At 26.0% G+C, this 16,455-nt stretch carries 11 protein-coding genes; all 11 read right to left on the bottom strand.

What is annotated here, in order from left to right; genetic code table 4:
• Positions 1-2 precede the first annotated feature (2 nt).
• The 11 genes from AACK85_RS02250 to AACK85_RS02200 all read right to left on the bottom strand — a co-directional run bounded on the left by AACK85_RS02250 (position 3) and on the right by AACK85_RS02200 (position 16,396).
• Positions 3-389: a hypothetical protein gene (locus tag AACK85_RS02250; protein WP_338970783.1), complete on the bottom strand. Its 387-nt coding sequence runs from the start codon at positions 387-389 to the stop codon at positions 3-5.
• A 61-nt stretch (positions 390-450) separates the two neighbouring features.
• Positions 451-2,283: an ABC transporter ATP-binding protein gene (locus tag AACK85_RS02245; RefSeq protein ID WP_338970780.1), complete on the bottom strand. Its 1,833-nt coding sequence runs from the start codon at positions 2,281-2,283 to the stop codon at positions 451-453.
• Positions 2,284-2,330: 47 nt separating this feature from the next.
• Positions 2,331-3,146, bottom strand: coding sequence for a hypothetical protein (locus AACK85_RS02240; RefSeq protein ID WP_338970779.1), 816 nt, complete (start codon positions 3,144-3,146; stop codon positions 2,331-2,333).
• Between the two features lie 220 nt (positions 3,147-3,366).
• Positions 3,367-3,936, bottom strand: a complete 570-nt coding sequence (locus AACK85_RS02235; protein ID WP_338970776.1) for a hypothetical protein — start codon at positions 3,934-3,936, stop codon at positions 3,367-3,369.
• A 96-nt stretch (positions 3,937-4,032) separates the two neighbouring features.
• On the bottom strand, positions 4,033-6,327 hold the full coding sequence (locus tag AACK85_RS02230; protein WP_338970773.1) for a bifunctional (p)ppGpp synthetase/guanosine-3',5'-bis(diphosphate) 3'-pyrophosphohydrolase: 2,295 nt from the start codon (positions 6,325-6,327) through the stop codon (positions 4,033-4,035).
• A 110-nt stretch (positions 6,328-6,437) separates the two neighbouring features.
• A complete protein-coding gene (locus tag AACK85_RS02225) occupies positions 6,438-6,950 on the bottom strand; it encodes an adenine phosphoribosyltransferase (protein ID WP_338970770.1) in 513 nt (170 codons plus the stop codon).
• A gap of 20 nt (positions 6,951-6,970) precedes the next feature.
• Positions 6,971-10,810, bottom strand: coding sequence for a protein translocase SecDF, variant type (locus AACK85_RS02220; protein WP_338970767.1), 3,840 nt, complete (start codon positions 10,808-10,810; stop codon positions 6,971-6,973).
• Positions 10,811-10,841: 31 nt separating this feature from the next.
• On the bottom strand, positions 10,842-11,123 hold the full coding sequence (locus AACK85_RS02215) for a post-transcriptional regulator (protein WP_338970764.1): 282 nt from the start codon (positions 11,121-11,123) through the stop codon (positions 10,842-10,844).
• Positions 11,124-11,287: 164 nt separating this feature from the next.
• Positions 11,288-13,165: a dicarboxylate/amino acid:cation symporter gene (locus tag AACK85_RS02210; protein ID WP_338970761.1), complete on the bottom strand. Its 1,878-nt coding sequence runs from the start codon at positions 13,163-13,165 to the stop codon at positions 11,288-11,290.
• A gap of 11 nt (positions 13,166-13,176) precedes the next feature.
• Positions 13,177-14,520 (bottom strand): FAD-dependent oxidoreductase, encoded by a 1,344-nt coding sequence (locus AACK85_RS02205; protein ID WP_338970758.1) that lies wholly within the window; start codon positions 14,518-14,520, stop codon positions 13,177-13,179.
• 103 nt (positions 14,521-14,623) lie between these two features.
• Positions 14,624-16,396, bottom strand: coding sequence for a YitT family ABC transporter (locus tag AACK85_RS02200; protein WP_338970755.1), 1,773 nt, complete (start codon positions 16,394-16,396; stop codon positions 14,624-14,626).
• Between the last annotated feature and the right edge of the window lie 59 nt (positions 16,397-16,455).

The raw sequence follows: 16,455 nt of genomic DNA, 5'->3' as shown, positions 1-16,455 counted from the left end.
ATTTAAAAATAAACATCATCTTCGCTTCAAACGTCTGGTGTTTCATTCATATTAACATCTTGATTTATATTTAAAATCATGATTTCACCATCATCTGAAGTCATATGAGTTTTTATTCCTTTTCAAATAGGATAATTATCTCCTTTTGATGCAGCGTTTTGTGTATGTAAAGGTCTTAAATTAATTAATTCAAATTCGCCACCTTTTTCAATTGGTTTTATAATATCAAAAGTTCACGAATATTGTGAAAATGATACTTTATCTTTTGTAAATTCTTTAAATATGATTATTGCTCCACAAGCATCCATTCTAACTTCATTTTTTGAATGTCCGGGAATTGGAATAGCTTTTTCTCAGATTGCTTGAATTTGTTCATTTGTTCAGTCCATAAACTACCTCTTTTTTTCTGCTCATTTATTTTAACAAAAAGTAATGCATTTATAAATACTATTAGTTTAATTTACCAGATTTATATAGATTTTGAAAATGACCAGGGATATTTTTTAATTGGTCGTATGTACCGCTTTGAATAACACCATTTTTTGAAATAACCATTATTTCATCAGCATTTTTAATTGTAGATAATCTGTGCGCAATGAAAACACTAATTTTTGATTTTATTAATTTGTCTATTTCTTTTTGCAAATTTTTTTCAACAATATTATCTAAAGCAGAAGTAGCTTCATCAAAAATTACAAATAATGGGTTTTTTAAAATCATTCTAGCTATTATAAGACGTTGTTTTTGTCCACCAGATAATATAAAACCACGTTCACCCAATATTGTATTGTATTGTTCCGGTAATGATAAAATAAAATCGTGTAATTGTGCTTTTTTTGTTGCATTATAAACTTCTTCATCACTAACATTTTTGGTTGCATATTTTAAATTTTCCATAACTGTACCATACAATATTTGTGGATCTTGTTCTACATAACCCACATGTGCTAAATATGATGGTAAATTAATTGTATTTAAATTAATATTATTAATCAAAATTTCACCACGAATTGGTTCATAAAGTCGCAACAATAATTTAATAATTGTAGTTTTCCCACTTCCTGATGTTCCAACTAGTGCATATGATTTACCCTTTTCTAATTTCATGTTGAGATTATTAATAATTTCTGTTTCAATATCGTCTGGATATGCAAAAGCTACATTATTAAAACTAATCTCATTGATTTCAGAGATAGTATTTGTTGAATCTATATTTCTATTAAATAGCGGTTGAGGATCAATTAGTTGATTTAAGCGCATAGCCGAATTTGAAGCTTTTGTAGCTCCTCTTAAAGTAACGTTGATCATTGCCACGGGAGTAATCAAAGCAAGAGATACTGTTGAAAAAGAGATTCCTAGTTTAAGAGCTTTATCTGGTTCATTGTGATAAAGTAAAATGGCTAAAATAATTGCAAAAACACCAACAACAGAAGTTACTGTTAATGAAAAAAATGATAATCATGTAGATCATTTAACTTTCACACCTAATGCTTTATTGTATTTTTGCTGGATATTTTCAATTCTTTTACTTTCGTAATTTTCAGTACCAGCAGATTTTATAAGTCTAACGTTTAAAATACGATCTGTAAGGTCTGTATCTATTTCTCTTTTTATATCCATTGAACGCATAATTGCTCTGCGATAAAAAATAAACATAACGATACTTAATAAAACAACAATTAACATGTAACCAAAAATAATAAGTGCCATTAAAACATCAATATAAAAAAGAACGGCCAACGATATTATCAATGTAGCTACGCAATAAACAGCATTTGATAAAAAATTTTGTAATCCCATGCTAGTACCCTCTGCATCAGATAATAGTCTTGTCAATATCATGCCTATTTGATGATCATGATAAAAAGATATATCTTGCTCTACTAACGATTTTAGTGTTTTTAATCTTAACGCTACTTCTATTTTAAGTGACAGAATCATTACAAGATAATTTGAAAAAAATTCAAATATTGCAATTAATATAAATATTGCAATTAATATAATAATTCATTGTCAATAATTTATTGTTATGTTAAATATTGTAGATGTTTTTGTCTCTGCAAATAAAGAATCTAAAAATAACATTGTCATTTTAGGAATAATTGCTACAAAAAATGCATCTAAAATAGTAACAAATATCATTGATCAAAATAAAAAAGGATTACTTTTCATAATTTCTGATATGGGCTTCATGAATCCACTCATTTTTTTAAATGTAAAACGATGTACATTTTGATTTCACGGTAATTCATAATTTTGTTTTTTTACACTATCTTTACTCATATTTTAATACTAACATAAATAAAAAAATGAATATACAATCCATTTAATTATCTATTTTTTTTGCGTTTTTTATTGGCCTCTAAGCCTCTAGTTTTTCTCATTGCAGTATTTATATCACGGAATCTATTTTCTTGTTCAATGCCTTCATCTCAAATTGGATTGATAACTTCTTGTCTTTTAACTTCTTGTTCACGTTCTGTTAAAATTTTATCTATATCTACACCTTGTTCAATTTTTACGGCTTGTTCAAGAGTTAAGAATGGATCTTCTGGTCTAGTACCTGTTTGTGTTAAGGTTGCCAATTGCATACGAATTTGTGATGAGGAAACTTTTTTGTCTTTAAAATCAATTTGTCATTGTATTGGAAGTAAACTTTCAAATTTATATGGTTCTTTTATTAAAATGTATAATAAATTAACAAATTTTTCAAATCCTACTTCACCTTTTCAAAACATAGTTTGATCTTTTTCAATTGGTTCGCCATTTACAACATCATATTTTGAAAAATGCATTTCATAAATTTTTGTTGCTCATTCTTCTTCTGAAATTAAATAAAAATTTGTAAATAAAGTACAATTGAAAATATGATTATCAAACTCATACAAACTTAAATTGAATCTATCAATAGTAGTAGTATCTATTGAAACTGAAAAATTTGAAACATCTATAATTTTTGACAATCATTGTAAAACTGATTGCGCGTATCTTAAAATAAATTTTAATTTTGTCGATGAAAAAATTAATGTTTTTCATCTCGTAAAATTAAAATCAAATTCTGAACTTTTTCTATTTTCTGCAATACTAAAATTCAAATCTATATTTATAAATTCTTTTATCGGCAAGTATATCATTTCTTTTTTCATATAAACAAATCCCTAACATTTTCCTCTATATTATACCACATTTTACGCTAATTTACTAACCAATCACACACGATGATTATGGATTTTAATATTGGAAATTTTATATATTTACAAAAATAGAAATTAAAATAAAATTTATTTTTTTATTTATAAATTAACATTAAAAAAACAAAACCAAAAAATATTTTTCAAAGTTTTGTTTATTTTAATTGATTTAATATTATTCTTTTCCATCTACAAAAATTGTATATTCAAAATGAGAAGAATAATTAACTAAAATATCTTCGGAAATTAAATTACTTCTAAAAATAAAAGTTTTATTTGGTAAATCATTATTCATAGAGTACGATGTTTTTAAAACTAAATTATAATAATTTATTCCGTTAATAGATTCTATTAATTCTGTTTTATAATCATCTTCATATACAGTTTTGATAAGATTTTGATCTCAGTCATTAAAAAATGTTCATCAATCTGTTCATTCACCAAAAAAATTGTTTTCACCTTCAAAATCACTTCACCAATTTATATTTGAAACTGAAAAATTATAGTTTTCAGAATTTGGATAAGAAATATCTTTTCAAACACTATAATCTGCTAAACAAATTGATACCAGACCAAATATATTTCATTCATCACTTAATTTAATTGGCTCTGAAGTTCCTTTTATGATAAATTCTTCATGATAATTATTCTGATTAATTTGGTTATTTCTTATTTGATTTAAAACAGGCATAAAACCAGATAAACTAAATGTGAATGCTAAAATAAAACTCAATAATTTTTTCATAAACATCTCACTTTCTATATCAAATAATTTTATTTGATATAGAAATTTTAATACTAAAAATTAATTTTAAAAATTTTATTTATTAATTTTATACAATTAATATCTTTCAACATCTTCTACATTTGGAATTGCTTTAATAGCTGAAATAATTTGACTCAACATTTGTTGATTGTTGACAACAGAAATTATACTTCCAGAAAAACGATTGTTTGACTGATCAACATTAAAACTCATATTATTTACAGACGAGTGTAAATTAGATAATACATTTGAGATATCAAAAATTAATGCTGGTCTATCAAAAGCCACAATATTTAATCTTACATTATATTGTTCTATTCCAGTAAGCACTAAATTTCAAGTTACTGAAACTAATCTTTTTTTAGCTTTCTCTGATTTTATATTATCGCAGTCTTTGCGATGAATTTTAATGCCCTCTGTTCTAGATACAAAACCTTCTATCTCATCACCAGGTATTGGTAAACAACAATTAGCAATGGTTGTTTTTATTCTATCCATACCATCAACTAAAATATCTGTCTCAGATGTATTTTTGATGAATTTTTTTGATCGCAATTTATTTATTTTACTATAATCATTAGTTAATGCAGAATCCAAAAAAACCATTTCTACAGCTTCTTTTAACGGAATTTCACCAGAATGAATATCTAACAAAAAGTCATCAAAAGAATTATAATCTAACAAATCAACTTTTTTAATTATTTCTGTATCGTTGCTTATTTTTCATTTTAAACCATGTTGTTGGATATATTTATTTATTTTTTCTCTAGTTTTTAAAATTAATTTATTTTTCTCTTGTTTTTTGCTTTCTGCTTGACTTTCTTCTAAAGATTGTAAATATTTTTTAATTCTACTTTTTGCTGAATTTGTTTTTGCAATGTTTAATCATGAAATTTTAGGTTCTTGTTTTGCTGATGTAATAATTTCAACCATCTCACCAGAATTTAACATTGTGTTGATGGCAGAAAAAACTCCATTAATTTTCGCACCAGTTGCATGATCTCCGGTATCCGAATGAATATGATAGGCAAAATCTAATACTGTAGATCCGAAAGGCAAAGTAACTACTTTACCTTTTGGCGTCAAAACATATATTGATGCTGTAAATAAATCATTTTGTAAAGTTTTTTCAATTAAATTTTCAGATGAATATTCATCTGAATTAATAGTTGAAAAATCCTGTTTTTCAATTGTTAATTTTTCAAGTTCTAATATTCTTGTAAAAATATCAATTTTTTCATCTAATTCTTTTTGTTTTTGTTTAACATCAACAGATTCGCCCTCTTTATAACGTCAATGGGCAGCAGCTCCAGTTTCTGCTATTATATCCATTTCCTCTGTTCTAATTTGAACTTCAAAAATAACTCCATGATTATCTGAAACTGTTGTATGTAATGATTGATATAAATTATTCTTTGGAGTTGCAATATAATCTTTAAATCTACTAGATAACGGTGTATATGCTTGATGAATATAACCTAATATACGATAACAATTATCAACTGTGTCTGTAATAATTCTAACTGCTAAAATATCATTAATATCAGAAAATGGTTTCCCAAAAACTTTCATCTTACGATAAATTGAATAAATTGTTTTACTTCGACCAAAAATAATTACATTTTCTAATCCATTTTTTTGTTTTAGTTCTGTTTTTAAATTATTAATAACAGATTCAATAATTTCAAATCGTTCATCACGATCTCTTTTTAATAATTCCTCTATATCTGCGTATTCTTCTGGTTCCAAAACTTTAAATGATAAATCTTCTAAATGAGATTTAGCAGTTTTCATCCCAATACGGTGAGCAATAGCAGAATAAATATCTAAGGTTTCTTTTGCGATTACACGTTGTTTTTCTGGTCGCAGATATTGAATTGTTAACATATTATGCATTCTATCTGCTATTTTAATAATAATAACTCGAATATCTCTAACCATTGATAAATATAATTTACGTAAATAAGTTGATTTAATTGCTTTTCTATTTTCTTTTGCAAAAAAAGATACTTTTGTAATTGATTCTACTAAGTTTGCAACTTCTAAACCAAATTCATCTTCTATATCATCAAATGATACTGGCGTATCTTCAATTATGTCATGTAAAAGTCCAGCAATAATTGTTTTTGGTGCCATTCTTCATTGTGCAAGAAAATATGCTGTTGAAATTAAATGAATAATGTATGGATCTCCATTATGTCTTTTTTGTAGTTTGTGTTTTTCTTCTGAAAAATTATATGCTTCAATTATTGAATTAATTTGTTCTTGATTTTTAATGTATTTTTCAATTTCTGCCAAAACAATACTAAAATCTCGACATTCTTCTAATACAAATTCACTAGCATTATTTATTGATTTATTATCAGCCATACATAGCACCTACTTTACTAGAATATTATATTTTATTTTTAATTAAAAATAAAATATTAAAAAATAAAAAAACATACATTTAAAATTAAACATATGCTTTATTTATTTTCTTAAAATGTTAATAAAGATTTTATTTTAATATCTTTTAAAACATCGTTTTTATATATTTCTTTTAGTTCTCCTAAGAAGACAGCCCCAACAACAGTTGCATTTGATTTTTCAACAAGTTCAACAATTGCTTTTGCAGTTCCACCAGTTGCTAAAATGTCATCTACAATTAATACTCTATCATTTTGTTTAATTGCATCTCTATTTATTTCCAAAGCATTTTCACCGTATTCTAATTCGTATACGGCTTTAAATGTTTCTCTTGGCAATTTATTCGGTTTTCTAGCTATAACAAAACGCAATCCTGCTGCAAAACAAACTGCTGATGCAAATAGAAAACCTCTTGCTTCTGGTGCAACAACAACAGTTGCGCCAACTTCTTTTGCGAATTGAACCATTTGTTCAATTGTGTATTTAAATGCCTGAGCATCTTCCAATAATGGAGTAATATCTTTAAATATAACTCCTGAACTTGGAAAGTTCGGTACATCAATAATAAATTTAGATAAATCCATTTTCATTTTCTCCAAAATAATTAATCATTAATTCCTGAAACAATTTGTTCTTCATTATGAATATAAATACGTTTTACAAAACGTCTTATAGCCATTTTGTTTCTAATACGACCTTGTTCCATTGTAATTCATATCGGTATTAAAATAAATAATGTGGTAATAAATGCAGATAATAAACCAATAATAATTGTAAGACCAAAACCAACTAATGTTGGCAATGTAACAGTAAATACTATCGCAAAAATAATATAAAACGGCATAATAAAGCAAGCTTTTCAAACAGCATATTTAACTACTTTAACTAAGGTTTCTTTTAAATAGTTATTTTGTTTTGCAGCCACATTCATTTTTTGTGTTTGTTCTTTTTTATATGCTTTAAAATTAAGTTTTTGTTCAGCTTTAAAAAGTTTTAATTCTTTTTTATATAAATTAACTGCTTGTTTTCTTTCATTTTGTTGCTCTTTTGTTGATTTACTAATTTTGACTGGTATATTTTCAGACAACATTTTTTTTCTTTCAAATATTTTATTTGACATTGCTTTTCTGGCTTCTCTAATAGATGTTGCAAATTCAATTTCAGAATTAAAATGCTTTTCAAGTGATTTTTGATCACGCTCTTGAATAATATTTTTTCCTTTTGCCAATATTGTAATCATAAACGTTGATACTAAACCTATTGTGGCTGCAAAAGCTGCAAAAACAGAGAAAGTAACTGGGATACGAAGAATAATGATTAAAGCTGCAGTTACAGCTAAAGAAACAATTATTCCTATCGCCAATGCAACATAATATGTTCATTTAAAGCGAATGATAATATAAATAATCAATACCAAAATAAGTGCTAATAATGATCAAGCCAATTGCTTTAAATTTTCCAAAGATGAATATGGAATTGAAACAAATCTTTCAACACCTTGATCTGTTGAATTAACAGAACCATTTGGTCCTGTTGCTTGTGATAAAGCGATTAATAAGTTTCTAACAGCATTATAATCGTTTTTATTTGTCATTGATGTTTGAAATGAGAATCATAATTTTGCATCAGTATCATTTGATACAGTATTTGGATGATAATCAGTTCCAAAATAAATCTTGGTTTTTGGTAAAGAAATGTGTTTGTCAATTAATTGATATGAAATATCATTATTAATAATATATTGTACTCAAGTTGAAATCATCTCAACAACTACATCATCTGTCATTTCATCATGACCTTCATATTGTTGTAATAAATTTGAAGTATAATTTACAAATTCACTTGATAAATTTCTCTCTGATGATTCACCACTACCAGAAGTTGGTGATTCAAAATAGCCATTTTTAACATCTTGCATTGAAGTATGATAAATACTACTTACATAATCTCCTCAGACCAAGAATTTTGATCCAGCACCAAATGATGCATCATAATTTGCACCAATAAAGAAACCAAGAATTGCACCAATAGCAATTATTATTATATAAGCTATTGCAACAATTTTTGAAACATTAAAAATACCCTTTTCATTTCTGTAAAGTTGTAATCTTGTGTTAATTGTTTGCGGTACTTCATCAACAATACTTGTAGAATTTAAATCTGCTTGGTTTTGTTCAAATAAATTTTGTTTACCAGTACCAACTAAATACCTATAATCTTCAATTTTTGCTTTTAATTTTGAAATTCTATTTGCTTGGTTTTGTGTGTCTAGTTTACTAATTTTAGTTTCTATAATTTTAATTTTTGAGTCAAATTTGTTTTTTAATTTTTCTTCTTTTATCGTTAATTTATTTTGTATAATCGAAATTTTTGAAGTTAATTTATTAGCTTTTAATTTATTTTTTTCATTATCTGACTGTAGTAAAGTATCTCTAATTTGAGTTAATTCAATAATTTTTTGCTCATTTTTTATAAATAAATTTAGACTTAATTCTATATTCAACGCAAAAGCACTTGGTGTCTTGTTATATAATGGTGAATTAATTGTCAATGAAAATAAAATTCTACCTAAAATAATTACAAACAAAATTGCAAAGAAACAACCTAAAGTTACTAAAGTTGCAAATGATTTCAGTACTGACTGACCTATTCAAAATAAAGCCATATTTGGAATAATCATAACTATTAATGAATCTATTGCAACGCCAATAGTATCTCTATTTGCAATTGAAAAAGCTTGTTTTAAAGGTCTATTTTTTTTATAGAAACCTTGCTTTATTCGTTCAAAAAGTGAAATGGAGACATCAATTGATAATCCAGCAATAATAAATAATGCCATAAATGTATCTGGACCTATTGCAAAATTAAATCAAACAGAGGCTAACAATGTCAAGCCTAAAGTAATGGCAATTATCACAATTGTAAATAAACCTAAAATTCGATAAAAAATTAACAAAAAGATCATAGTTGCCAAAGCTATTATTGCTAAAGTTATTAAAGAAATTGTAAACATAACATTTGTAATTACTGCATCCAATTTTGAAATTAGAAAAACATGAAATGAAAATCCTTGAGATGCAGTTTTATAAATAACTTCTGAATTTTTAGCCAAAGTATAAGTTTCAGTTGGAATCATGAATTTATTATCTGTAAAATATGCAGAAGATTGCGATTGTTGAGTTTCAACTGTATTATTATTATATAAAAAGTAATCCTTAAAATTATCAGCACTTATTTTATCTGCAATTGGTAACAAGTTAGATGCTAATGCTTTAAAAACTAATTGAATATTTGGTATTTCAACACCACCTATTGGTGTTCCTGCAGTACCTGAATTTGCCATTGTTACCGAATCAAAATATTTACCACCTGATATAAAATCTTTATCTGTTGCATTTGGATCATAAATATATTTATTTGTATCATTTGCAAATGTTCATGAATTTTGAATTCTGCTAAAATTTGCAGTTGGTGATGAATTGGCAGTTTCTTGGAATTGGAAATTTTTATCAACAAGTGAGCCATACATCATTTCAAAAGAAGTGTGTTGGTCATCGTTTCATCTTTGATATGAACCGTAAAAAAAGTCATACAGGGTATCTTTAACAAGAGTAGATGTATTTTGGTCATCATAAATTTTTTGTAAAGAATATATGATATCATTTTTTCATTTTTCATATGCTGAATTGCCATTTGTATAATAATTTCTTAACTCATCAAAATAAGAATCGACATCAACCATAACAGAAATTTTATTCTGTGTTGTATTATCTGCTCTTATAGAAGAAGATTGTTCGGTTTGAATAATATTTGTAAAATCTGATGCTTTATCTGCAGCAACTGCTAATTGTAGAAAAGGTGCATTTGTCGATCCTAAAGATACTGTTGTTGCTTTAACGTCATCAAACATGTCAGACATTTTAGTTCTTGCAATGGTTGTTTCTACAGAACCACCATAACTACCCGCTGTAAATAATGCATCCTCATATGATTCATTCAAAATAAAAATTCCACCAGAACGTTGTAAAACTGTTCTAAATTCTGAAGAATTATCATTATAAATTGATGATGGTGCTTCTACAGTTAAATAATGTTGCCCGGTTTGAGTAATAGTAATTGGTAAATTACCCATTGGATTAATTTTATCATTTAGTATTCTTGTAGCTGATGCAGCATCGCCATTTGGTAGCGTATCGTCTGATGTTGTTTCATCAGATGAAGTATCATATACACCAACTGTTGCAGAAAACGTCCCACCAAATTCAGATCCTAAATTATAATTATCATTAATATTTGTTGAGGTAAAAAATAAACCAATAAGCATAGATAAAATCATCAAAGTTATTGCAAGAATACGAATGATATTTTTAGGGCTCATTTTAGATTTGATTCTAATATTATTTTTTTTCAGCTTATTATTTTTATTTATATCAATTTTTTCCATATTAAAACGAACCCTTCTAATAATCTATTTTTTATTTTAATAATGCTTCTATATCTTTTTCTAAATTTGAATCACTAGCAATAATTGTATTAACATTTATATATTCAATTAATTTATTAATCTTAATATTGTAAATATAATATGCTAAATCATTGACATCTTTAATTTTTTTATTTTTCAATAAAATATTAAACAAATAATCAGTCACATCCAATATTTTTATATTTGGAATTTTAATTCGCAATTCAATAGTTTTTATTTCTAACATCACTTGCGCATACTTTACAATTTTCATAAAATCTCTATCTTCCATGATAACCTCACTTAATAATATTAATTCTATTATTTTTGTAATTTAATGTTCAAACTTGAAATTTACACATTAAACAATTTCTTTGCCACTTTAAACTCATTAATTATTTTATAGTATTTATATAAAAAAACACAAAAAATAATGATTTTCTAAACTAAATAAAGTTATTGTAATGCTTCTATTTTTGCAGAAATTTTGTTTCGTAATGTTTCAATATTTTTACTATATTCTAAAGAAACATCTTGTGACAATTTTATTTTATTCATTTTTAACTCTGTTTTATCTGTAATTGATTTCTTTAGTTCTTTTAATGATTGATTATATTTTTGTTGCACTAATTTATTATCTTTAATAACTATTTTGTATTTCTCATCATATTCTACAATGGCATTTTTGATATTTAATTTTGTTGCTTTAATTTTGTTTTTTAATTCAATTTTAATTTTTGTTCTATCTGCATAATTTAGTTTTGTCTCTTTTTGTGCATTTAAATTTAAATTTTGTAAATATTTTTCAATATCATTTTTTTGATCACCATTTAATAAAGAAATTTTACCTAAAATTAGTTGATTATTATCTATTTGCCCCTCGATTTTAGCAACTTGTGTTGTAACAGCAGCTCCGGCAATTACATTTAAACCGGTTCTTCCCATATCAAATAAGCCATCTAAAGCACCAATGATTGCATAAACTGGACCAAATAAAGTACCATAACCTAATCCACCTAAAACACCAGAAGTTACAACTGTTGCTGTTCCCGGAATTCCAGCAATACCTAATGAAGCTACAATTGTAACAAACAAAGCCAAAATAAAAAAAGGAATCAATGCCATTGAAACTATAGGATTTTCATTAATATCATGTGCTGTAAACAAAAATGAAGTAATCAAACCAGATTGGACACCAGCACAACCCATAAGTCCCATCGAAGTTGATAATGGCGTAACAACAGAAACTACCGATTCTTTAACATGAAGTTCATCTTTTAAAACCTCCATTGTTGTAGGCAAAGTGGCATTTGATGATTGTGTTGCAAAACCTTGTATTAATGCCCTTCAAGTTTGTTTTCATCACACTTTTGGATTTACACCATAAATTATTAAAATAACAGTTAAAATAACAAACATAATTAAAATACATAAATAACCAATACCAAGAATTATACCAATAGATGATAATGCCCCAATTGGTCTAGTAGTTATCGCAACAGTAATCATAGACATAATTGCCAACGGCATTATGCGAGTAAATACCATCAAAATTGATAAAACAACATCTCACGCACGGTCTAAACCTGCAATTGTTTTTTGGTATGCCTCTTCATGTCTTTTTTTCAAGCCAAGTTTGATTCCTGTTCCCGTTAATAAACCAAGCACCATTGCAGGAATAATAGCTGTAGCTGTAAAAACACCAACATAGTTTGATGGTACATAAGAAAAAATAATTTCTGGTAGTGGTTGTGTTTCATGCGCTGCATTAGTATCTCCACTTGCAGTTGAAAGATCTAACATAAAAGAATTATTTTTTAAAATAGAATAACCTATTCAAAAAGTAATTATAAATGCTATTGCGACATTAAATAGCATCATTGAGACTCCTTTTGCAGTGATTCGTCCCAAATTACTTTTACTTGGTTTTGCCACAATTCTAGTTATTGAAAGAAAGACTACTGGTATTGTAATCAACATAATACCGTTAATAAATACTTGTTTTAATAATTGTGCTCAAGTTGAAAATTCACCAACTCATAAAAGATAATTTGGATTATCAATAAATTCACCAAGATTATCTGGGTCTGCAATTGTTGGGTCAAAGAAATTTCCGCTTGGAAAATCTATAATTGCTTGCACAACTACGCCAAAAACTAATCCTATTACAAATCCTATTAATACTCGATAAATAAATTTAATTTTAATATATTTCAAAAAATATCAAAAACCTACTGTTATTCCTAAAAATAAGACTATCGCAACTAGAGATTGTCAAGTTGAAATGGCCAAAAAGTTTTTAAGTATTTCATTTGTACTTGCTAAAAAAACCATATAATCCTCTTCTATTTTAATAATAACGAAAATGCAATATTAATTATATCAACACTTCTTGTAAATGGTGGTGCATAAGCAAAATCAATATTATTATTATCAATAATTGTTTGCCTATTTCAAATCATCGAAACTAATCCGTTAAGTCTTAAGACAGATTTGTTTTGACCTAGCATTGAAGCTCCAATTATTTGTTTATTATTATTGTCTATAATTACTTCCAATCACAATGGAGTTTGTTTTTCTTCAACAAAATTTGTATGATCAAAATCTTTTACTAAAACTTTTTTTATCTTAATTCCTAAAGAAATGGCATGTTCTTCTGTTAAACCTGTTCTGTAAATTTCCAATTGATTTACTCTAATCAAAGCAGAACCAATTTGGCCTGGAAATTTAAGATTTTTACCACAAATATTGTCTGCAACTATTTTTGCAAATTTATTTGCAACTGTTGCTAATGGTAAATATTCGTAATTGTCTGTAATTTTATTTTTTAAAACAACACAATCGCCAAGTGATCAAACATCAGCGATTGAGGTTTTACCATATTCATCAACTACAATTGCTCCAGTTTTTTGATCTTTGATTAATTTTTCATCATTAATTCAATCAACATTAGGTATAAAACCAGTTGCATTAATAATAAGGTCTGTATTTATCACAGAAGCATCAGATAATTTAATTTTATTAATTTCGTTATCATTTACACTTACATTTAAAATAGATGTTGAAAGCCTTATTTCTACATTTTTTTCTTTTAAATTATTTTCTAATTCTTCACTAAAATCTTTATTAATTCTATTTAATAGAAGTTGATTTGCCGCTTCTATTAAATAAACTTTTTTATTTAATTTTGATAATTGTTCTGTAATTTCAAGGCCTATAAATCCAGCACCAACTACAACAATATTTTTTGATTTAGTCAAAATATTTTTTAAAACTTTTGCATCTTGAATTGATGTTAGACTTAAAATGTTCGTATAGTTAAAGCTCAATGGTTCAAATATTTTAGGTTTTGCACCCGTTGCAATTACTAATTGATCATAGTTTATTTCAAATTCATCACTTGAATGTATTTTTTTATATTTAACAATTTTGTTTTCAAAATTTATTGCAGTAGCTTGTGAATTATTAATTACTTTTATATCTTGTTTTTGAAATTCAACAATAGTTCTTGCATATAAATTGTTTATATCTTCAAAAATTCCACCAACAAAATATGGTAATCCACAAGCAGATAATGATACATAGTCCTCTTTTTGAATTACAACAATTTCAATTGTTGAATCATTTCTTTTTAATTTTGCAGCTACACCCATTCCTGATGTAGACCCACCAATTATTACAACTTTCATTAAATTACTTCCTTTTAGACACAAATTATATTTTATATTAAAAACAATAAATTTTAAAAAATAACACAAATTATAAATAAAAATGACATTATTTATGTCATTTTTATTTATATTTTTTAGAATTCTTTTTATTTTTATTTGATGATTTTTTTAATTCTTTTTGGTCTTTATGTTCTTGTTGTCATAATGTTTTTTTGCGTAATGCTCTTATTAATTTGCTCATTTTTTGATTATGTTTATTTGCTCTAACTAAAGCAACTTGCCTAATTTTTTCAATTTCATTATTTTCTTTTTCGGTTTTAGTTTTTGGAATTTCAAACTCATCATTTTTTTTAACATCGTATTTAAAAAATCCTTTAATTGATTTGGTTCTCAATTGTGTAATTCTTGCTTGTGGATCAATATGAAAAATTTCTTTTTCAATTGGTTCTCAATTCATCACTGACATACTTACCATAATTATTGATCGATGTAGATAATTACCAGAAGTATTATTTACGACATTTCAAGACATAATATCATTTTGCACACCATCTTTATTTAATAAATGTACAATCTCATCTTGCATTTTGGTGGCAATTATTATGGTTCTAATTTTATATTTTGGATATACCAAATTTGTTATTAGAGCATTTACAATTACTAAAACTAATGATGCGAAAAAAGATGGACCAAAAATAAATATAAATTTAATTTTTAATAAAAGTGTGGTTGGAAATGAATCAAATCCCATTGCCAATGAAGTTGTACTTGCATAATGTCAAACAGAATGTCATGAATCAGATGATGTATTTGCAGAATCAAGTAAAAAATTTAAGCTATTATCTAAATTGATATTATTGTATATATTACTTAAATGAAATATTATACTATCATTCGATAAACCACTACTTTTAAATGTGTTAATTAATTCAGAATTAAAAACTACGCCATTTTCACCAATGTATGTGGAATGCAAAATAGCATCTAATAATAAAGCTTTTGCAAATGACATTTGTTCACCATTATAGAAAATCAGCGAATTTAAATCATTTCGATTCAAATCTCAAATAGCACTTAATTTTATATCAGATGGTATTTGATTTGTTGGTAAAACAGCTGTATTAGAGATAATTACTATTGCCAAAATACCAAAATTAACATCTCTATTAATTGTTCCGATTGAAATATCTTTTTTTCTTGAAAAATACATAGTGACAAAATCTGTTCCACCTGTTGATGAACCTACTCGATAAATAAAACCATAACCATAACCAAGTAATGCACCACCTATTGCACCAAAAATGAATAATCAAATGGAACTACTTCAAGACATTGATAAATTATTTATTAATTTATAATTAAAAATAAAATGGAATTCTTGTGGATTAACAAAAGGAATTCTTGTTAAAATTTGATCAAAGGCAATTGATTCAACCATATACAAAATAGTTGTTAAAGTTAATTTTCAACCTAATTTAACAGCACCAAAAATAATTAATGGAATATTTAATACAAAATAATAAACAAAATAAAAAGTTCCTTGCATTTGAATACTATTTTGGAAAGTTAAAACAGCAAAAAAACGAGCAATAGCACCCATTCCTGATGGAAATAAACCAGATGAACCTGTTGACGAAATAAAATAATCAAAAGCAACAGTAACAATTAAAACACCAATTGAAATAGAAAGAAGTTCTTTTGCAAATGAAAATTTAAAATAATTAGAAATAATAATTTGTTGTTGTTTTCTTGAAACCAACAACGATTGATTTTTATTTAATTTTTTTTTTGTTTTGCTTGGTTTTTCTTCTTTTATAGCTAAATTATCTATTTCTACATTGCTCAAGGATTGATCATAAGTTTTAATGTCGTTTTGTTCTTTATTTTCATCCATAAAACTGTCAATCCTTATCTAAAATTCCCTAATATAATAACAAAATTAATTATAAAGTC

The organism is Spiroplasma endosymbiont of Labia minor, from assembly GCF_964019845.1.
In the GTDB taxonomy this organism is placed as follows: domain Bacteria; phylum Bacillota_I; class Bacilli_A; order Mycoplasmatales; family Mycoplasmataceae.
This window is presented reverse-complemented; position numbering and strand designations above follow the sequence as displayed.